This is a genomic window from Micromonospora sp. NPDC048868 (assembly GCF_043198195.1).
In the GTDB taxonomy this organism is placed as follows: Bacteria; Actinomycetota; Actinomycetes; order Mycobacteriales; family Micromonosporaceae; genus Micromonospora; species Micromonospora reichwaldensis.
This window is the reverse complement of sequence record NZ_JBICUN010000008.1, coordinates 206,983-226,520: the sequence shown is the minus strand read 5'-3', so window position 1 is coordinate 226,520 and position 19,538 is coordinate 206,983. Positions and strand designations below refer to the sequence as shown.

Annotated in this window: 18 protein-coding genes; 8 read left to right on the top strand and 10 right to left on the bottom strand. The window is 73.2% G+C overall.

All coding sequences use genetic code 11. The features are described from left to right. Positions 1-13: 13 nt before the first annotated feature. Positions 14-1,285 (bottom strand): glycoside hydrolase domain-containing protein, encoded by a 1,272-nt coding sequence (locus ACGFNF_RS15765; protein WP_393168480.1) that lies wholly within the window; start codon positions 1,283-1,285, stop codon positions 14-16. Between the two features lie 102 nt (positions 1,286-1,387). Further along, positions 1,388-2,848: an SDR family NAD(P)-dependent oxidoreductase gene (locus ACGFNF_RS15760; RefSeq protein ID WP_393168478.1), complete on the bottom strand. Its 1,461-nt coding sequence runs from the start codon at positions 2,846-2,848 to the stop codon at positions 1,388-1,390. Positions 2,849-3,437: 589 nt separating this feature from the next. Here ACGFNF_RS15760 and ACGFNF_RS15755 point away from each other — a divergent pair. The 5 genes from ACGFNF_RS15755 (at position 3,438) to ACGFNF_RS15735 (ending at position 7,045) form a co-directional block, all read left to right on the top strand. Next, positions 3,438-3,815 (top strand): DMT family transporter, encoded by a 378-nt coding sequence (locus ACGFNF_RS15755; RefSeq protein WP_393168476.1) that lies wholly within the window; start codon positions 3,438-3,440, stop codon positions 3,813-3,815. Beyond that, on the top strand, positions 3,812-4,141 hold the full coding sequence (locus ACGFNF_RS15750; RefSeq protein ID WP_393168474.1) for a DMT family transporter: 330 nt from the start codon (positions 3,812-3,814) through the stop codon (positions 4,139-4,141). The genes ACGFNF_RS15755 and ACGFNF_RS15750 overlap by 4 nt, the downstream gene beginning before the upstream one ends. Before the next feature lie 141 nt (positions 4,142-4,282). Next, the gene (locus ACGFNF_RS15745) at positions 4,283-5,026 is read left to right on the top strand and encodes a glyoxalase (protein WP_393168472.1); all 744 of its coding nucleotides are present in this window, start codon (positions 4,283-4,285) and stop codon (positions 5,024-5,026) included. Between the two features lie 43 nt (positions 5,027-5,069). Next, positions 5,070-6,170 carry a calcium:proton antiporter gene (locus tag ACGFNF_RS15740; RefSeq protein WP_192581366.1) on the top strand — a complete coding sequence of 367 codons (1,101 nt, stop codon included), beginning with the start codon at positions 5,070-5,072 and terminating at the stop codon, positions 6,168-6,170. Beyond that, positions 6,167-7,045 (top strand): neutral zinc metallopeptidase, encoded by an 879-nt coding sequence (locus tag ACGFNF_RS15735; RefSeq protein ID WP_393168639.1) that lies wholly within the window; start codon positions 6,167-6,169, stop codon positions 7,043-7,045. The genes ACGFNF_RS15740 and ACGFNF_RS15735 overlap by 4 nt, the downstream gene beginning before the upstream one ends. A gap of 4 nt (positions 7,046-7,049) precedes the next feature. Here the strand turns inward: ACGFNF_RS15735 and ACGFNF_RS15730 are convergent, their stop codons facing one another. After that, positions 7,050-7,604 carry a hypothetical protein gene (locus tag ACGFNF_RS15730; RefSeq protein ID WP_393168470.1) on the bottom strand — a complete coding sequence of 185 codons (555 nt, stop codon included), beginning with the start codon at positions 7,602-7,604 and terminating at the stop codon, positions 7,050-7,052. 184 nt (positions 7,605-7,788) lie between these two features. Between ACGFNF_RS15730 and ACGFNF_RS15725 the strand changes: the two genes are divergently transcribed. Continuing rightward, complete coding sequence (locus tag ACGFNF_RS15725; protein ID WP_393168468.1) at positions 7,789-8,442, top strand: HAD family hydrolase; 654 nt, start codon at positions 7,789-7,791, stop codon at positions 8,440-8,442. A 67-nt stretch (positions 8,443-8,509) separates the two neighbouring features. Here ACGFNF_RS15725 and ACGFNF_RS15720 read toward each other — a convergent pair whose 3' ends face one another. From ACGFNF_RS15720 to ACGFNF_RS15690, 7 genes are all read right to left on the bottom strand, one after another. After that, the gene (locus tag ACGFNF_RS15720) at positions 8,510-11,062 is read right to left on the bottom strand and encodes an ABC transporter permease (protein WP_393168466.1); all 2,553 of its coding nucleotides are present in this window, start codon (positions 11,060-11,062) and stop codon (positions 8,510-8,512) included. Then, positions 11,062-11,829 carry an ABC transporter ATP-binding protein gene (locus tag ACGFNF_RS15715; protein ID WP_393168464.1) on the bottom strand — a complete coding sequence of 256 codons (768 nt, stop codon included), beginning with the start codon at positions 11,827-11,829 and terminating at the stop codon, positions 11,062-11,064. The genes ACGFNF_RS15720 and ACGFNF_RS15715 overlap by 1 nt, the downstream gene beginning before the upstream one ends. 339 nt (positions 11,830-12,168) lie before the next feature. Beyond that, the gene (locus ACGFNF_RS15710; protein WP_393168462.1) at positions 12,169-12,855 is read right to left on the bottom strand and encodes a response regulator; all 687 of its coding nucleotides are present in this window, start codon (positions 12,853-12,855) and stop codon (positions 12,169-12,171) included. Between the two features lie 16 nt (positions 12,856-12,871). Next, positions 12,872-14,251 carry an IS607 family element RNA-guided endonuclease TnpB gene (gene tnpB / locus ACGFNF_RS15705; protein WP_357580202.1) on the bottom strand — a complete coding sequence of 460 codons (1,380 nt, stop codon included), beginning with the start codon at positions 14,249-14,251 and terminating at the stop codon, positions 12,872-12,874. Then, positions 14,248-14,826: an IS607 family transposase gene (locus tag ACGFNF_RS15700; protein WP_357580201.1), complete on the bottom strand. Its 579-nt coding sequence runs from the start codon at positions 14,824-14,826 to the stop codon at positions 14,248-14,250. The genes tnpB and ACGFNF_RS15700 overlap by 4 nt, the downstream gene beginning before the upstream one ends. 78 nt (positions 14,827-14,904) lie before the next feature. Then, complete coding sequence (locus tag ACGFNF_RS15695) at positions 14,905-16,101, bottom strand: sensor histidine kinase (RefSeq protein WP_393168459.1); 1,197 nt, start codon at positions 16,099-16,101, stop codon at positions 14,905-14,907. 212 nt (positions 16,102-16,313) lie between these two features. After that, complete coding sequence (locus ACGFNF_RS15690) at positions 16,314-17,222, bottom strand: RecB family exonuclease (protein ID WP_357580199.1); 909 nt, start codon at positions 17,220-17,222, stop codon at positions 16,314-16,316. Positions 17,223-17,470: 248 nt separating this feature from the next. Here ACGFNF_RS15690 and ACGFNF_RS15685 point away from each other — a divergent pair, with 248 nt between their 5' ends. Together ACGFNF_RS15685 and ACGFNF_RS15680 are read left to right on the top strand one after the other, a co-directional pair. Continuing rightward, on the top strand, positions 17,471-18,529 hold the full coding sequence (locus ACGFNF_RS15685; RefSeq protein ID WP_393168637.1) for a site-2 protease family protein: 1,059 nt from the start codon (positions 17,471-17,473) through the stop codon (positions 18,527-18,529). Continuing rightward, positions 18,526-19,533, top strand: a complete 1,008-nt coding sequence (locus tag ACGFNF_RS15680; protein ID WP_393168457.1) for a tRNA (adenine-N1)-methyltransferase — start codon at positions 18,526-18,528, stop codon at positions 19,531-19,533. The genes ACGFNF_RS15685 and ACGFNF_RS15680 overlap by 4 nt, the downstream gene beginning before the upstream one ends. The last annotated feature ends 5 nt before the right edge of the window (positions 19,534-19,538 follow it).

Genomic DNA, 19,538 nt, shown 5'->3' with positions numbered 1-19,538 from the left:
GGCAGCCGTACGGTCAGGCGCGGGTGATGCGTACCGCGTCGGCGACCACGTAGCCGCTGCCGCTGGTCCAGCGGCTCACCCCGACCTTGTTGCCGTCGCCGGCCGCGAGCGTGAAGACGCCGATCGACACCCACCGTCCACCGTTGACGCGCTGGTCGACCGACACCGACCGGTTGCCCGAGGCGGTGGCGACGACGTACGGCGTCTGGGCGTTGTATCCGGGGTCGGCGGGGTACCAGACCGAGATCTCGTAGGTCCCCGTCTCGGGGATGTTCGCCTGGTACCAGGCGACGTCGCTGGCCGAGGTCGGGTTCGCGAACCGGTAGTCGGTGCCGAAGCGCTGACCGGAGTACGACGACGTGCTCCAGTTGGCGCCCGCCGTGAACCGGCCGGACGTGGTGTTGTCGATGGTGGTGGTCCACTGCTGCGGGGGCGGCTGCTGCGACGTGCTCACGTCCAGGTAGTTGCGGTCGATCTTCATCGTCACGCCGCCCCAGGTCTCCGTCACGTCCCCGGCGTACTGGTGCAACCGCTGGTGGTTCGCGTAGTAGGCGTCGGAGCAGTAGCTTCCGGCGTCGGTGTCGGCCACGCCGTTCCACCAGGCGATCCAGATCTGGTCCAGCCTGGTGTAGCTCGCGTTGTTGTACTCCAGGCAGACGTCCCTGATGCCCGAGGATCCGCTGGAGTACACGCCGGCCAGGTAGCCCTTGGTGTGCAACCGCTCGACCCAGCCGGACAGGAACGACAGCACGGCGGCCCGGCAGGACGCGGTCGTCGGGTAGTGCTCGATGTCGTTGTAGATGGTGCTGCCGGCGCCGATGCCCAGCGCCTGCGCGGCGCTGGCGGCGCTGTCGGCGGCGGTGCGGCCCTGCGAGCGCGCGGTGGCGGGGTCGGCGGACATCTTCGGCGCGCGGGTGCCGCAGGGCGCCTGGTAGCCGAGTTCGATGGGGATGAGCCGCCAGCCGTTGGCGACCTGGTTGGTGACCCAGGTCGCCGTCAGGTTGGGCTGCGCACAGGTGCGGCTGGCCCCGCTGATGTAGATGCCCACCGCGCGGTACGGCGAGCTGGCCCGCCAGGCGTTCATCGCGGACTGCGACGGGGCGGTGCAGGTGTCGAAGCCCTTACCGACGAAGGTGCCGGGCTGCGGCCCGACGGCGGACACCGCCACGGACTGCGGCTGCGGCTGCGGGGCCGGCGTCGACTCGGCCACGGCCGCCGAGCCGAGCGTGACGGTGAGCCCCGCCGTGGTGGCGAGGCCCAGCAGCCAGGTGGTGGTCCTTCTCATCCGGTCTCCCTCGAAGGTTTCCTTGCACGAGGTTGAAGTCAGTGAAGAACTTTTACACACCCATCGAAGGTTGGCAATAGTGTCAGATTGGTGACGCGTCGGTTACCAGGCGCAGGGCGCGTAGTCCTTGAGGAAGCAGCCGTACAGGTCCTCGCCCTGTTCGCCGCGGACGATCGGGTCGTACACCCGGGCCGCGCCGTCGACCAGGTCCAGCGGGGCGTGGAAGCCGGCATCCGCCAGCCGCATCTTCGTCGGGTGGGGCCGCTCGTCGGTGATCCAGCCGGTGTCCACGCTGGTCATCAGGATGCCGTCGGTCAGCATCTCCTGGGCGCTGGTGCGCGTCAGCATGTTCAGCGCGGCCTTGGCCATGTTGGTGTGCGGGTGCCCCGGCCCCTTGTAGCCGCGGCCGAACTGGCCCTCCATCGCCGACACGTTCACCACGTACTTGCGGCGGGCCTTCGCCGCGGCCATCGCCGGCCGCAGCCGACTGACCAGTACGAACGGCGCCGTCACGTTGCACAGTTGCACTTCCAGCAGCTCGACCGGGTCGACCTCCTGCACCCGCTGCACCCAGCTGTTGACCGGGTCGAGGTCCGGCACCAGGCCGCCGGCGTCGATGGCGGTGGCCGCCGCGATCCGTTCCGGCGAGGCGGAGCCGCTGGTCAGCGCGAGGGCGGTGAGCGCGTGCGGGGTGAGCGGGGTCGACTGCGGCGAGGCGGTCAGGCCGCCCGCCGTCTCGCCCCGCCCGGCCGGCTTGGCGAACGTGACGATCTCCGGCAGGGGGCCCTCCGGCAGGGCCGCCGCCTCCGCGGCGACGAGTTGGGCGTACGCCCCGGGGCTGCGCCGCACGGTCTGCGCCGCGTTGTTGATCAGGATGTCGAGGGGCCCCTGGTCGCTGACCGAGTCGGCGAGCGCGATCACCTGGGCGGGGTCGCGCAGGTCGATCCCGACGATCCGCAGGCGGTGCAGCCACTCCCCGCTGTCGGGCATCGCCGCGAAGCGGCGCACCGCGTCGTGCGGGAACCGCGTGGTGATCGTGGTGTGCGCGCCGTCGCGCAGCAGCCGCAACGCGATGTACATGCCGATCTTCGCCCGGCCGCCGGTGAGCAGCGCGCGCCGGCCGGTCAGGTCGGTACGGGCGTCGCGGCGCTCCCGGTTCAGCGCCGCGCAGGACGGGCAGAGCTGGTGGTAGAAGGCGTCCACCTCGCGGTAGCGCTGCTTGCAGACGTAGCAGCCGCGCGGGTTGTGCAGGAAGCCGGCCGTGGTGCCCTCGGTGGGGGAGGCGAGCGGGATCCCCTGGGTCTCGTCGTCGATCCGGCCCGGCGCGCCGGTGGCGGTGGCCGCCGTCACCGCGCGGTCGGCCGCCGCGATCGCGTCCCGCCGCTCCTCGCGCCGGCGCTGCTTGATCACCTTGTAGAGCCGCGCGGTGGCCCGCTGCACGCGTACCACGTCGGGGTGATCGGGAGGCAGGTCCTCCAACGCCTCGAAGACGCTGAGACAGGTCTCCAGCTGGCTCCGGTCGATGCCGCCGTGGCCGGTTTCGGTGATGTTGTCCGCCGTCATGCCGTCGCTGTCTCGTCCCGTTTCCGCGCCGTGTCTTCCCGGCCCACGCCAAGTCCGACCCGGAACTGTACGTCACGGCCCGGCTGCCGGCGCAGCCCGCGCCCGGGACGGGCGCTCGTCCTCGATGCGGGCGGGCGCCGCCTGGTCACGCCGGGCCGGCGACGTGCCGGCCCGGGCGTGGGCGGCGCTCCCCGTCCTCACCGCGTCGCGGCCGCCGGCGACGCCGTCCGCTTGTCCCGGGCAGCCGCGCCGCCGGGGACCGGTACCCCGCCAGTGCCCGCATCGGCGAACGCGCTGTCCCCGAGGCCCGGAACACCAGCGACCGCCGCGTTGTTCGCGGCGCGGCGGCGGCGGGCCCGTACGACGGCTGCCGCCGCCACCATCGCCGCCAGGGACATCGCTGCCGCCTGTAGCAGCGGTACCCTCCTGCTGCGTCGACGCCTCATGCGCACTACCCCTCTCAGTATCGGGTCCGACCTTGTTCACATCGTGGAGACACCGCGGCGGCGGCGAGGGGCGATTCGCCGCAATCGACACGGTCGGGTCATGCTGTCGCCCGCGAAGACCTGACCGTGGAAGGCGACGACTCGTGAAGCAGTGGCTGTACCTCGCCGGAGCCATCGGCCTGGAAGTGAGCGGGACCCTCGCGTTGCGGGCGGCCAACGACCACCCCGCGTGGATCGCGCTTGTCGTCGTCGGCTACACCCTCTCCTTCGTCCTTCTCTCGCTGGTCCTGCGCGAGGGCATGCCGATCGGCGTCGCGTACGGCATCTGGGCCGCCAGCGGGGTCACCCTCACCGCCCTGCTGGCCGCGCTGCTGTTCGGCGACGCCCTGACCTGGGTGATGGGACTCGGCTTCGCCGTCATCGTCGCCGGGGTCCTGCTCGTCGAACTCGGCTCCCACCGGGCGGCACCGGGGCACACCGCGCCGCACGACGTCCACCACGAGCCCGAGGGGGCACGATGAGCTGGGTCTTCCTGGCCGCCGCGATCGCCTTCGAGGTCACCGCCACCATGGCGCTGCGCGCCTCCGAAGGGCTGCGCAGGAAGGCATGGGCGCCCGTCGTCGTCGGCGGCTACGTGACGTGCTTCGTCTTCCTCAGCCTGGCCCTCCGCGCCGGCATGGCCGTCGGCGTCGCCTACGGCGTCTGGGCCGCGGCCGGCATCGCACTGACCGCGATCATCGCGCGGCTCGCCTTCAACGACCCGCTCACCAAGGTCATGATGCTCGGCATCGGCCTCATCGCCGGCGGTGTGCTCCTCGTCGAACTCGGCGCCACCTCGGCGCACTGAGCCCGCACCCCGGCCCTCCGGCGTCATCCGTCGGGCGGGGCCGGTCACGCCCGTCCTCGCCCCGCCCGGGGGCGTGCGCGGCGCCACGCACGTTGGCACAATGGCCGGGCTGTCGACCCGGACGGGGAGTGGGTGCCGACGATGACCGGGAACCACGTCCAGCCGAACGAGACCACGGTGCCGCTGCTGCACTGCGTGTCGGTGGAGGAGACCCTGGCGTTCTGGCGCGCGCTCGATTTCGAGGTCACGTACGAGCAGACGAAGCCGTACGTCTACCTGGCGTTGCGGTGGAGCGGGTTCGAGCTGCACTACGGCGGCGCGCCGAGCGGCGTGGACCCGTCGGCCGAGAACACCGGCGGTTGCCTGGTGATGGTCGACGAGGTCGCGCCCTACCACGCGGCGTTCAGCGAGGCGATGCGCCGCACCTACGGCAGGGTGCTCGCCACGGGACGCCCCCGGATGACCCGCTACCGTGCCGGTGCGTCGCGGTTCAGCGTCGTCGATCCGTCGGGGAACACCATCATCTCCATCCGACGCGACGAGCCGGCGGAGCTGGAGTACGGCGGTTCGAAGCGGTTGCAGGGGCTGGCCCGGGTCCTCGACAACGCGCGGATCCTGCGCGAGTTCAAGACCGACGACCTGGCCGCCTTCCGGGCGCTCAACTCGGGGCTGCGCCGGCACGGCGAGGCGGCGCCGGCCGTCGAACAGGCGTTGGCGCTGGCCGGGTTGATCGAGCTGTCGCTCGCGCTGGGCAAGCCGGAGCTGGTGCCCGACTGGGGCGGCCGGCTCGCGACCCTCCCGCTGACCGCACCGGAGCGTGCGCGGGTACGCCAGGCGGTCGCCGATCCCGCCGTGCTCGGGCCGTGGTTGCCGGACCCGGACTGACGGTCCGGGGCCGGATGATCGTCGCCTCTGCGAAGGTGGGGGCATGGCCGCGCTGTTCCGCACCCGTCTGACCGACTGGACCGTCGTCACGCCGCTGCTGGCGATCCTGGTGTTGATCCTGACCTGGGGGCGCGACCTGTCCGGCCCCGTCGTGGTCGTGGTGGCCGTGTTGCTGGCGGGCGCGGTGCTGGCCGCCGTGCACCACGCCGAGGTGGTGGCCCACCGGGTGGGGGAGCCGTACGGCTCGCTCGTGCTCGCCGTGGCCGTCACCGTCATCGAGGTCGCCCTGATCGTCACGCTGATGATCAGCGGTGGCGAGAAGACGCAGTCCCTCGCCCGCGACACCGTCTTCGCCGCCGTCATGATCACCTGCAACGGCATTCTCGGGCTGTCGTTGTTCATCGGGGCGCTGCGCCGCCGGGTGGCGGTGTTCAACTCCGAGGGCACCGGCGGGGCGCTGGCCACCGTGGCGACCCTCGCCGCGCTGAGCCTCGTGGTGCCGACCTTCACCACCGGCCAGCCGGGCCCGCAGTTCACCCCGGCGCAGCTCGCCTTCGCCGCCGTGGTCTCGCTCGCCCTCTACGGCCTGTTCGTCATGGTGCAGACCGGCCGCCACCGCGACTACTTCCTGCCCGTCAACAGCCAGGGCCGGGTGCTCGACGCGGAGGGACACGCCGAGCCGCCGTCGGACCGGGCCGCCCTGCTCAGCCTCGGCCTGCTGCTGGTGGCACTGGTCGCCGTGGTGGGCGACGCCAAGTCGGTGTCCCCGGCGATCGAGTCCGCCGTCGCCGGGGCGAACCTGCCCCCGTCGTTCGTCGGCGTGATCATCGCGCTGCTGGTGCTGTTGCCCGAGACGATCGCCGCCGCGCGGGCCGCCCGCCGCGACCGGGTGCAGATCAGCCTGAACCTGGCCCTCGGCTCGGCCATGGCCAGCATCGGGCTGACCATCCCGGCGATAGCGATCGCGTCGATCTGGTTGGAGGGCCCGCTGCTGCTGGGCCTCGGCGGCACCCAGGTGACCCTGCTCGCCCTGACCGTCGTCACCGGCGTGCTGACCGTGGTGCCGGGGCGGGCCACCGTGCTCCAGGGCGGCGTGCACCTGGTGCTGCTCGCCGCCTTCGTCTTCCTCGCCGCCAGCCCCTGACCGCCCGCCGGCCGCCCCCACCGCCGCTGCGTGCGACGGCCCGGGCCGCACCGGATCGTGCCCGGGCATGGCGGGCCCACGGCCGGGGTACTGGACGTCGTGACGCCGACGCCGGGGAGGGCACTGTGACGACGTGCGTGGAGGGCCGGTCGCGAAGCGCGCTGGCCGGCCTGCTGGTGGCCCTCGTCGCGGCGGCCGGCTGCGTGGTCGGTGGGGTGTCCGACCCCGAGGGGCAGGAGCCCGCCCCGCCGCGGCCCGACACCCCGGCCTCGCCCGGCGCCGAGCAGACCCGGGCCGACGGCACCACCAGCGTCGCGGAGTTCCGGCAGGACGTCGCCGATGCGCAGAGCATCGCCGAGCAGTACTGGGCTGCCCAGTTCCGTGCCTCGGGGCAGCGCTTCCGCCCGATCAGCCGGATCGTCCCGTACCAGCGCGCCGGGGAGGTCTCCTGCGGCGGGCAGCCGCTGCCGCGCAACAACGCCGTCTACTGCTCGGCCGGCGACTTCATCGCCTACGACGTGAGATGGTCGGTGGGCGCGTTCCGCCAGGTCGGCGACGCGTTCGTGTTCTACCTGCTCGGCCACGAGTACGCGCACGGCATCCAGGCCCGGCTCGGTATCCGCCACTCCTACACCATCCAGCAGGAGTTGCAGGCCGACTGCATGGCCGGGGCGTACCTCGGCGACTCGGTGCGCTCGAAGGCACTGGGGCTCGCCGACGGCGACCTGGAGGAGTTCCGCGAGGGGCTGCTGGCCGTCGGCGACGCACCCGACCAGCCCTGGTTCGCCGAGGGCGCGCACGGCACCGCCGAGCAGCGCACCGCGTCGTTCTTTCGCGGCTTCGAACGGTCCCTGGCCGCCTGCGGCCTCACCTGAGCGGTCAGAACTCGCCCCACCACTGCCGCACCCACACCGAGGCCCCGCCGCCGTTGTCGCCGAGGTTCGGGTCGTTGAAGGAGAAGACCAGCCGCGACGGCGCACCGGCGTTGTAGTAGAGCATGCAGCCGCTGTCGGCGCCGACGGGAAACCACCGGCCCGAGCCGTAGAACAATCCGGTGCTGAGCACCAGCATGGAACCCGAGGTCACCTTCGCGATCAGCGCGTACCGGGGCGCGTCCGGCGCGGGCCAGCCGCTGCCCGCCAGCGGCAGCTCACCGGCGATCGACTTCTGGGTGCCCCAGTGGTCGATGCGGACCCGGCCCAGGGCGGACACCCGGAACACGTCCCGGTCGACCATGCCCACCGGCGTCGGCCACGCGGTGTGCACGTTGCCCGGCGCGAACCAGTCCCGCTCGTCGGCGTGCTGGGGGGTCTCCAGGTCGTAGCACCGCTCCAGCGGCAGGCTCGCGGCGGCGGCCGGCCCCGCCGGCCAGATCGCGGCGGCAGCGGCCAGCAGTATCAAAGTGCACCGGGAGACCAGGGATCGGACGCGCATGGCGACCTCCGGGCGAGGGGCCGCCGTGGATGGCGGCCGGTCGTCCCGAGTCTCGCGCCCGCGCGCAACCCGTCGGCCACGTCACCCCGCGGCACCTGGGCGCGCGCCGGCGGCGTGGCGGCTGAGAGGATCCGGGGGTACGCACCCGAGGGAGGACCCGCTGAACAGCCACCACCCCGCCGCCGTGCTCTTCGACATGGACGGCACCCTGGTCGACAGCGAGAAGCTGTGGGACGTCGCGCTGCACGAGCTGGCGGCGGAGTACGGCGGCACCCTCTCCGATCCGGCCCGCAAGGCGATGATCGGCTCCAGCATGGCCGCGTCGATGCGCCTCCTGCACGACGACCTGGGCCAGCCGGGGCGCGACCCGCAGGCCAGCGCGGCGTGGATCAACGCCCGGATCCTGGAGCTGTTCCGCACCGGGCTGCGCTGGCGCCCCGGCGCGCTGAACCTGCTGCGGGCCGTCCGGGCGGTGGGCATCCCGACGGCGCTGGTGACCTCCAGCGGCCGGCCCCTGGTGGAGGTGGCGCTGGACACCCTCGGGCGCGACAGCTTCGACGCGGTCGTCTGCGGCGACGAGGTCGAGGCGGCCAAGCCGCACCCGGAGCCGTACCTGACCGCCGCCCGGCTGCTCGGCGTGCCGATCGCCCGCTGCGTGGCGATCGAGGACTCGCCCACGGGGGTGGCCAGCGCGCTCGCCGCCGGCGCGGCGGTGCTGGCCGTACCGGCGGAGGTGCCGATCGGGCCGCTGGACGGCGTACACCAGCTGGAGAGCCTGACCGGCGCGGACCTGGAGCTGCTGGCCGCCCTGCTCGGCGCGCCGCCGCCCGGCGCCTGAGGCGACGAGCGACGCCTGAGGCGACGAGGGCCCCGCCGACCGGCGGGGCCCTCGTCGTGCGTCGGGATCAGTCGTGGGCGATGGCGCCGAGCACGTTGATCCGGGCGGCCCGCACCGCCGGGAGCGCCGCGGCGACCACCCCGACGATCGCGGCGAGGCCGAGGAAGATCCCCATCTGGGTCCAGGGCAGCACCAGGTCGGTGATGCCCTCGTCGCGCAGCGCCTCGACCACGGCCGCGCCGAGGCCGGCGCCGACGACCACGCCGAGCAGCGCGCCGAACACCGAGATCACCACCGCCTCCACGGTGATCATCCGCATGGTCTGCGCCCGGCGCAGGCCGATGGCCCGCAGCAGCCCCAGCTCCCGGGTGCGCTCCAGCACCGACAGCGCCAGGGTGTTGATGATGCCGAGCACGGCGATCACGATGGCCAGCGCCAGCAGGATCTGGATCATCATGAGCAGCCCGTCGAGCTGACCGGTCTGCTGCTCGATGAACGCCTCCCGGTCGGCCACCGACACCTCGGGGGAGTCGGCCAGCAGAGCCTCGATCTGCGGCTGCACGTCGGCCACCCGGGTGCCCGGCGCCAGCTGGATGAAGCCTTGGATGGGCTGCGGGATGGCGAAGCCGCTCGCCGCCTCCGCCGGCAGCACCACCGGGTTGGTCAGCTGGGAACTGGCATAGATGCCGGTCACGGTGTACGTGCGCGCCTCGCCCCGGGACGTCTGCACCGGCACCTTCGACCCCACGGAGAGGCCGCGCGCCGTCGCGGTGTCGGAGCTGACCAGCATCCCGTCCGGCGCCAACCGGTCGATGTCGCCGGCGGTCGGCTCGGCCCCGAAGATCAGCCGCAGCGCGGCGACGTCACTGCTCGCCGCCACCCAGGTGCGCTCGCCACCGACGATCGCCAGGTCGCCGTACTCGCCGTCGGCCAGGCGCACCCCCGGGATCGCGGCGGCCTTCTCCAGCACCGCCGGGTCGAAGCTCGGCGGCCGGGGGCCGCTCTGCGCCCCGGCGATCACCAGCTCCGCCTTCAGGCTGTCCTGGGCGAGCCCGCCGATGCTGCTCTTCGCGGAGTCCAGGATCACCGTCACGCCGGTGACCAGCGCGATGCCGACCATCAGCGCGGCGGCGGTGATGGCGGTGCGGCGCGGGTTGCGCCCCGAGTTGAGCCGGCCCAGCTTGCCGGGCACCGACCAGGCGAAGAGCGCGCCGAGCAGGCTCACCACCGGCCGGCTGATCAGCGGCGTCAGCAGGGCCACGCCGATGAAGGCGAACAGCACCCCGCCGAGGATGGTGGCGAGGGTGTTGCCCCCGGCGTTGCCGGTGAGCCCCAGCGCCAGCAGCGCGCCGCCCACGGCCGTGACGATCGCGCCGGCCACGGTGACCTTGGTCAGCGGGCGGTCGGGGGTGGCCACGTCCTGCATCGCGGCGATCGGCGGGATCCGCGACGCCCGCAGCGCCGGCAGCAGCGCCGCCACCACGGTGATCACGAGACCGACGGAGAACGCGCCGACCACGGCGGAGAGCGGCACGCCGATCCCGGCCAGGGTCAGCCCGCCGGCGAACGTGCTGAACAGGTACGCCAGCAGCGCGCCGATGCCGATGCCCGCGCCGAGGCCGAGCACCGAGGCGACCAGCCCCACCGCGACGGCCTCCAGCACCACCGAGCCGATGATCTGCCGGCCGCTGGCCCCCACGGCGCGCATCAGCGCCAGTTCGCGGGTGCGCTGCGCCACGATGATCGAGAAGGTGTTGAGGATCAGGAAGGTGCCCACCAGCAGCGCCACCGCGGCGAAGCCGAGCAGGATCCGGTTGAAGAAGGACAGCGCCTCCTTCATGCCGGCCGCCGCGTCCTCGGACAGCTGCGTACCGGTCTTGACCTCGAAGTCGGCGCCCACCGCGGCGGCCACGGCATCGCGCAGCGCCTCGTCGGACACCCCGTCGGCGGCGGTGACCGAGAGGTTGCTGAAGGTGTCCGGCGCGCCGAGCATCAGCTTCTGCGCGACCGGCGTGGTGAACATGATCTCGTTGGCGCCACCGATGGAGTCCCGGCCGCCGCTGTAGCCGAACACGCCGACGATGGTGAACTCCTGCTTCGGCTGGAGGGTCAGCACGCCGACCCGGTCGCCGACCTTCACCTTGCCGGCCGTCGCCAGCGCCTTGTTGATGACGATCTCGTCGTCGGCCTGCGGGGCCCGTCCCTCGCGAAGCCGCACCAGGTCGCTCTCGCCGGTCCAGTTCTCGCCGAGCTGCGGCGGGCCGAACGAGGCGACCACCTTGCCGTTGCCGCCGATCAGCCGCGCCCCGTCGACGCCGACCACGCCGGTGGCCTCGGCGACGCCGGGCACCGCCCGGACCTTGTCGAGGGTGGCCGCCGGCACCGGCGCAGCCACCACCGGCATGCCCTCCGCCTCGCTGCCGTCGATCTTCGGCTTGGCGGCGACGTTGACGTCCACGCCTTCGTACGCGTCGGCGAAGATCGCGTCGAACGAGCGGCCGAGGGTGTCGGTGAGCACGAACGCGCCGGAGACGAACATGACGCCCAGCACCACGGCCAGGCCGGAGAGGATCAGCCGGACCTTGCGGGCCAGCAGGCTCTTCAGGGTCGCGCGGAACATCAGCGCGCCACCTCGGCGGGGGTGTCCAGCTTCTTCATGGTGTCCAGCACCGTGTCGGCGGTCGGCTCGATCAGCTCGGAGACGATCTGCCCGTCGGCGAGGAAGACCACCCGGTCGGCGTACGCGGCGGCGGTCGGGTCGTGGGTGACCATCACGATGGTCTGCCCGTGCTCGCGCACCGAGTTGCGCAGGAAGTTCAGCACCTCCGCGCCGGCCCGCGAGTCCAGGTTGCCGGTCGGCTCGTCGGCGAAGATCACCTCGGGCCGGGCGACCAGCGCCCGCGCGCACGCCACCCGCTGCTGCTGGCCGCCGGAGAGCTGCGCCGGCCGGTGGTCCAGCCGGTCCCGCAGGCCGACCGTGGCGATCACCGTGTCGTACCAGGCCGGATCCGGCTTGCGTCCGGCGATCGACAGGGGCAGCAGGATGTTCTCCTTCGCCGTCAACGTCGGCAGCAGGTTGAACTGCTGGAAGATGAAGCCGACCTTGTCGCGGCGCAGCTTCGTCAGGCCCGCGTCGCCCAGGCCGGTGACCTTCGTGTCGCCGATCGACACCGTGCCCCGGGTCACCGAGTCCAGGCCCGCGAGGCAGTGCATCAACGTCGACTTGCCCGAGCCCGACGGCCCCATGATCGCCGTGAACCGGCCCCGCTCGAACTCCGCGCTGACCCCCCGCAGCGCGACGACCTGCGCCTCGCCGCTGCCGTACACCTTCCACACGTCGCTCGCCCGGGCCGCGGCCTGCGCATGCTGGCCTACCGTCGCGGTCACGTCATCTACCTCTTCCGTCTGTCTTCGGTCCGCGCCGCCCCCGCTGGTCCGGCACGGCAGTCCCATCATCTGTGCTCGCCGGCCCCGATCCCTCCGACTCCGGTCGGAGCCGTGGCGGATTTCGCGCTGCGGGTGCCCCCCAATGCCGACTCAGGGTTGCCCCTGAGTGGGCGGCCGGTCGAGAGCGTTCCGCCGGCCGGGACCGATCCTGCACAGTGACGCCGCGTCAGGGTCAACCGCGCGGCGACGTCACCGGTCACGGTAGGTGACGGCGGCAACCGCGCCGCGTGCCGTGGCGGATCCCCGGGTACGCGGCCCGTGCCGGCCGGCGACGAGGCGCTACGCCCGCGGGCGGACCAGCCCCGACTCGTACGCCAGCACCACGGCCTGCACCCGGTCGCGCAGCCCCAGCTTCGTCAGCACGTGCCCGACGTGGGTCTTGATGGTGGTCTCGCTGACCGACAACGCCCGGGCGATCTCGGCGTTGGACAGCCCCCGGGCCACGTGCACGAGCACCTCCCGCTCCCGCTCGGTCAGCGCGCTCAGCGTGCGGGGCGGCGCGGCCGCGGGGTCGGGCAGCGCCTCGGCGAAGCGGTCCAGCAGGCGCCGCAGGATGCGCGGCGCGACCACCGCGTCCCCGGCGGCCACCGTGCGGATCGCCGCCACCAGGTCGTCGGCCGGCACGTCCTTGGCCAGGAAGCCGCTCGCCCCGGCCCGCAGTGCCCCCACCACGTACTCGTCCAGGTCGAAGGTGGTCAGGATCAGCACCCGCACCGGCAGCCGGGCGTCGACGATCGCCCGGGTCGCGGCGACCCCGTCCATCCGCGGCATCCGGATGTCCATCAGCACCACGTCGGGCAGCAGCCGGCGGGACAGCTCCACCGCCTCCAGGCCGTCGGCGGCCTCGGCGACGATGTCCAGGTCGTCCTCCGTGCCCAGCACCATCCGGAAGCCGGTACGCAGCAGTGGCTGGTCGTCGGCGAGCAGGATGCGTACCGGCCGTGCCGGCACCGTCGCGTCGGTCACCTGATTCCGTTACCTTTCAGTGCGCTTCAGTGAGCACACGGCCGGTAGCCCTACCTTGCGGTGGGACGGTCCCGGTCTGATCGGCGGATGCCGTGCCGGGTTGACGCTTCACGGCCGCCTGCCCGCGTATGCGGGTCTTCTGGTCGGCTCCACGTCCTGTCACCGGGCCACTCCCGGCGGTGTCGAACTCGGCCGCGAGAGCGGCCAGGTTCAGTGCGGCGTTGCGGTCCCGATCCATGACCAGGCCGCACGCCTGACAGTGGTATTCGCGCTCGGACAGGGCCAGTTTGGTTTTCGCCGCGCCACAGCCTGAGCAGGTCTTCGAGGACGGATGCCAGCGGTCGGCCACGAGCAGACGGCCGCCGTTCCATTCGGTCTTGTAGGCCAGATGCCGCCGCAGTTCGGCGAACCCGGCGTCGGCGATGTGCCGGGCCAGCCGCCGGTTGCGGAGCATGCCAGCCACGTTGAGGTCTTCCACCACGAGGGTGCCGTACTCGCGGGCGAGTCGGGTGGTGAGCTTGTGCAGGCCGTCGCGGCGCAGGTTCGCCACCCGGGCATGTGCGCGGCCGAGCCGTGCCGCCGCGCGTTCCCAGCGCTTCGACGGGCGTCGCCCGGTTCGCCGGTCCGGGCCGGTCTTACGAGACAGTATCCGCCCCAGAGCCCGCAGCCGGGTCTGGGCGGTGCCTAGGTGGCGCGGGTTGTCGACCAGCTCGCCGGTGGACAGCACCGCCAGGTGCTTGATGCCGACGTCCACACCGACCACGGAGTCCGGCCGGGCCGGTACCCGCTCGGCGCGCTCAACCTCGACCGTAAACGCGACGTACCAGCGGCCACCGTTACGACGCACGGTCGCCGACATGACTCGCGCCGTGCCGTTGTCGAGGCGGCGGGCGAGCTTGCGGGCCGACTCGTGCAGCTTCAACCGGCCCAGCCGCGGCAGCACCACGTGCATCCGGTCCGGCTCGACACGGATCGCACCTGTCGTAAACCGCACGGACGGTGTGGTGCGGCGGCGGGACTTGAAACGCGGGAACCGGACCGACCGTCCTACCCGTTTCCCGCTGCGGGAGTCGGCCCAGTTCTTCAATCCGCGGGCCAGGGCATCCAGGCCGGTATTGAACGCCTCCTTGGACACTTCCGTCCACCACGGCGCCACCTCGGCCTTAGCTGTGTTCCACGCTTTGCGCAGCGCGGCGAGCGACCACGACAGCGACGGCGTCAGCAGTTCGTCCGGCACGCCGTAAGTTCGTTCTGCCGCCCGCTGGTCCATGACCGCTTTGACCCGGGCCAACGCCCAGTTGTGCGCGACGCGGGCCGCGCCGGCGTGCGCGTACACGTCGCGCTCCTGTCCCGGCGTGAGGTCGAGGGCGAACCGGTTCGCCTGGATCGTCTTCACTCGGAGTCCTCGGTGACCGCCTCGACGCCCCGGCGGGCCCGGTTCGCGGCAGCACGCCGCCCGTACAGGCGGGCGCACAGTGACGTGAGAATCTCGGTCACGTCGCCCACGAGGTCGTCGTCAACCTCGGCCGGATCGACCACCAGCAGTCGACGGCCCTGCGCGGACAGCGCGGCCTCGACATACTCGGCGCCGAACCTGGCGAACCGGTCACGGTGCTCTACCACGATGGTCGACACGGCCGGGTCGCGCAGCAGCGCGAGGAACTTCTCGCGGCGGCCATTGAGCGCGGATCCGACCTCGGTCACCACCCGGTCCACGGCGAGGCGCTGACCGGTTGCCCAGGTGGTGACCCGGGCGACCTGCCGGTCCAGGTCCGGCTTCTGGTCTGCCGACGAAACGCGGGCGTACACCACAACCTGCTCTACAGCGGCGGCAACGCTGGTGACCGGTTCCCCAACCATGATCAGGCGGCCGAGCCGGTACGTGGGAACGGGCAGCGTGCCGGATTCGTAGCGCCGACGCGCGGTCGCGTACGAGATCCCGGTAGCCGCTGCCCACTCCTTCAAATTCACACCGCCACTCTAGCAAACCAATGAGCACTAAAGCTGACTAGCAAGTCAGCAGCTTACTACCCCCGTCCCGATCCCCGGTCACGCCGCCGCGTCCCGGGGTTCCACCGGGATCCTCGCCGACACCCGGAAGCCCCCGCCCGGCCGCGCCCCGGTACGCAGGACACCACCGTAGAGGGCGACCCGCTCCCGCATCCCGACGAGGCCGTGCCCGATCCGGTCGCCGTCGGGCCCGGGGCCGCGCCCGGTGTCGGCGATCTCCACGTCGACCGTGTCCCCGTCGAAGCTCAGCAGCACCTGGGCGGTGGCCGCGCCGGCGTGCTTGAGCGCGTTGGTCAGCGCCTCCTGGGTGATCCGGTAGAGGGTCAACGCCACGCCTTCCTCCAGCGTCGCCGGGGTGCCCTCGACCCGCAGGGTCACCGGCAGGCCGGCGTCGCGCACCTGCTCCACCAGCGCCTCGATGCCGGCAAGCCCCGGCTGCGGAGCCAACTCGGCGGCCGGCTCGGCGTCGGTACGCAGCACGTCGAGCAGCCGGCGCATCTCCCGCAGCGTCGCCCGGCTGGTCTCCTCGATGGTGGCGATCGCCCCGTCAGCCGCGCCCGGATCCTTCGGCAGCACGCGGCGGGCCCCCGTGGCCAGCACCCCCATCACGCTGACGTGGTGCGCGACCACGTCGTGCAGCTCGCGGGCGATGCGGCGGCGTTCGTCGGCGACCGCCCGCTCGGCCAGCGAACGCTGGTTCTCCTCGGCGGCCCGGGCCCGCTCCCGCAGCGCCTCGGTGGAGGCCCGGCGGGCGTGCACCGCGCGTCCCACCGAGTACGACACCACGCCCACCAGCAGGTTGTTCAGCACCAGGTAGGCGGGACTGACGTTCGCCAGCAGCTCGTCGGGCGGCGGCGCGAGGGCGCTGGTGGCGGCGACCGGCATCCACAGCACCAGCGCCGCCACGACCGCCGTACGCGGTGGCCCGGCGGCAGCCGCCGTGTAGGTGAGCACCATGAAGGTCATGCCCTGCGTGGTCGGCGCGGGGCCGAGCAGCAGGGGCACCGCCAGCGTCGCCACCGCCAGCGCGACCGCCGCCCACGGCGCCACCCGCCGCCACGCCACCGGGGCGGCGCAGACCACGCTCCAGCCCAGCGCCGCCAGCAGACGCCCCGGCCAGTACTCGCGCGGGGTCAACGCGGTGAGCACCACCTCCGCCACGACGAGCCCGCCGGCGAGCAGCACGTCCACGGCGACGGGGTGCCCGCGCAGCCACTCCCGGGGGCCCGAAGTCATACCCGCGACGCTATCCGCCGTGGCGGCCGATTGATCGTCGCCGGCGGTGAGCCCGGCCTCATCCCTCAGGAGGAGAGGGACTCGTCCCCGTCGGGGCGGCCGCCGGGGGTGTCACCCGCCGCCCGGGCGCCAGACGGCCGGCCCTGCGGCGGCGGGAACCCGTCGCCGAGTGGCGGCGGACCTCACCGCATGGCGGTGCGTCGGTCAGGCGGTCACTCGTCGGCGCCGGGAGGCGTCGGGCGGGACCGGGCGTCGCGCAGCGGATCCGGCGCCGCCTGCGTCGGGAACGGCGGCGGGGTGCCCCCGAAGGTCGGGCAGAGCGCCTGGTGGCTGCACCAGTCGCAGAGCCGGCTCGGGCGGGGACGGAAATCCTGCTGCGCGGTCGCCTGCTCGATCGCCCGCCACAACGCCACCACGGTGCGCTCGAAGCGCAGCAGCTCGTCGGCGTCCGGGGCGTAGTCGCAGACCTCCGAGTCCTTGAGGTAGAGCAGCCGCAGCACCCGGGGGACCACGCCCCGGGTGCGCCAGAGCACCAGCGCGTAGAACTTGAGCTGGAACAACGCCCGGGCCTCGAACGCCTCGCGCGGCGCGCCGCCGGTCTTGTAGTCGACCACCCGCAACGCCCCGTCGGGCGCCACGTCGAGCCGGTCGACGTAGCCCCGGATCAGCAGTTCCTCGTCGACCACCGCCGAGATCAGGCTCTCCCGCTCGGCCGGCTCCAGCCGGCGCGGGTCCTCCACCGCGAAGTAGCCCTCCAGCAGCCCCGCGGCGGAGCGGAGGAACTCGGTCGCCGCCGGGTCGCCGTCGGCGAACAGCGCCGCCAGCTCCGGCTGCTCGGTGACGAGCCGGTCCCACTGCGGGGCCACCAGGTCGCCGGCGGCCGTCGGCGTGCGCCCGGCGGCCGGCAGGTCGAACAGCCGCTCCAGCACCGCGTGCACGAGCGTGCCCCGGGCCTGCTCGACGGTCGGCCGCTCGGGCAGCCGGTCGATGCTGCGGAACCGGTAGAGCAACGGGCAGGTCTTGAAATCCGCCGCCCGCGACGGCGACAGCGAGGCCCGCACCGTCGCCGGGACCTCGGCCGGGGTCGGGGAATGCTGCGTGGTCACCGGTTCCGCCGTCATGCCCGGAAGGTTAGGGCACCGGTGTGACACCACCGCCGTCGCCGCACCGGTGCATGATCGCGTCGCCGGCCGGTGCACGACCGCCGCGCCGCGCCAGCGTCCGGTCCCGTCGCCACCCCGGCGCATGATCTCCGCCGCGTAGCATCGATCCGATGGAGCAGACGAGGCGACCGCGCCGCCGGCCCGACGCGCGGGGCGGCCTGACCGTGGGCCGGGTGTTCGGGGTGCCGCTGCACCTCAACGGCTCGATGGTGCTGCTCACCCTGCTGGTGACCGTGCTGTACGCCGAGTTCGCCCGCCGCCAGCTCGACCTGTCCCAGCTCGCCGGCTACCTGATCGGCTTCGGCTTCGTGGTCTCCCTGCTCGGCTCGGTGCTCCTGCACGAGCTCGGCCACGCCCTCACCGCCCGCCGCTACGGCATCGGTGTGCGCGGGATCACCCTGGAACTGCTCGGCGGCTACACCGAGATGGACTGCGACGCCCCGACGCCCCGGATCGACCTGCTGGTGTCGCTCGCCGGCCCGGCCGTCTCCACCGTGCTCGGCGTGCTCGCGGTCGCCGCCACCCTCGCCCTGCCCGACCGCGCCCTGGCCAACCAGCTCGCCTTCCAACTGGCCGTGAGCAACGTCATCGTCGCGCTGTTCAACATGTTGCCCGGCCTGCCGCTCGACGGCGGCCGGGCGCTGCGGGCGGCGGTCTGGGCGGTGACCCGCGACCGGCACCGCGGCACCGAGGTCGCCGGCTGGGTGGGACGCGTCGTCGCCGTCGGCACCGCCGCGCTGGTCGCCCTGCTCACCCTCACCCGCAACCTGGCGCCGCTGGCGCTGCCGCTGATGCTGCTCGTCGCGTTCACCCTGTGGCGCGGCGCCGGGCAGTCGATCCGGATGGCCCGGATCAGCCGCCGCTTCCCGCTGATCGACCTGGCCCGGCTGGCCCGGCCCGTGCTCGCCGTGCCCACCGGCACGCCGCTGGCCGAGGCGCAGCGCCGGCGCGCCGACGGGAGCACCCCGGGCGCCGCCCTCGTGGTCACCGACACCGCCGGCCGGCCGGTCGCCCTGGTCGACCCGGCGGCGGCGGACGCCGTACCCGCGGAACGCCGCCCCTGGCTGGCCGTCGACGCGGTCGCCCGATCCCTGCCCGACCTGCCCGCGATGCCGGTGGGACTCGACGGGGAACGCGTGATGGAGACCGTGCAGACCCACCCGGGCGCGCAGTACGTGGTGACCTCAGGCGAAGATGTCGTGGGCATTCTGCACATCGCGGATCTGGCTCAGCTCCTCGAACCTCAACGGAAGATGAACACGTGACCGCAACTCCCCCCGCCGCCCCGGCAGACCCGGGCATCCCGGTGTCGGCCGACACCCCGGCGCTGCCCCCCGTGCACCGCGGCCCGTTCCGGATCGGCGACCGGGTGCAGCTGACCGACCCCAAGGGGCGGATGCACACGGTCACCCTGGAGCCGGGCAAGGCGTTCCACACCCACCGCGGCATCCTGGAGCACGACGCGCTCATCGGCCTGCCCGACGGCAGCGTGGTCACCACCACCGGCGGCGGCACCGCGTTCCTGGCCCTGCGACCGCTGCTGTCGGACTACGTGCTCTCGATGCCGCGCGGCGCCCAGGTGATCTACCCGAAGGACTCCGCCCAGATCGTCGCCATGGGCGACATCTTCCCCGGCGCCAAGGTCCTGGAGGCCGGCGCCGGCTCCGGCGCGCTGTCCTGCTCCCTGCTGCGCGCGGTCGGCACCGGGGGCGAGCTGCACTCGTTCGAGGTGCGCGACGACTTCGCCCAGATCGCCCGGCGCAACGTCGAGGCGTTCTTCAACGGGCCGCACCCGGCGTGGCACCTGCACGTCGGCGACGTCGCCGGGTGCGCCGAGACCGGCTTCGACCGGATCATCCTCGACATGCTCACCCCGTGGGAGACCCTCGACATGGTCGAGCGGGCGCTGGTGCCCGGTGGCGTGTTCATCGGCTACGTCGCCACCACCCCGCAGCTGTCCGAGCTGGTCGAGGCGCTGCGTGAGCGCGGCGGCTGGACCGAGCCGCGGGCCTGGGAGTCGCTGGTGCGCGACTGGCACGCCGAGGGGCTGGCCGTGCGACCGGACCACCGCATGATCGCGCACACCGCGTTCCTCGTCTCCGCGCGTAAGCTCGCCCCCGGCGTCACCGCACCGCCGCGGCGCCGCAAGCCCAGCAAGGGCGCCGAGGCGTACGCCGAACGCCGCCAGGCGCTGCGCGAGGCCGAGGCCGCCAGGCAGGCGGCGGCTGCGTCGGCGCAGCAGGCGGCCGAGGACACGGAACGACCGTGACGGCG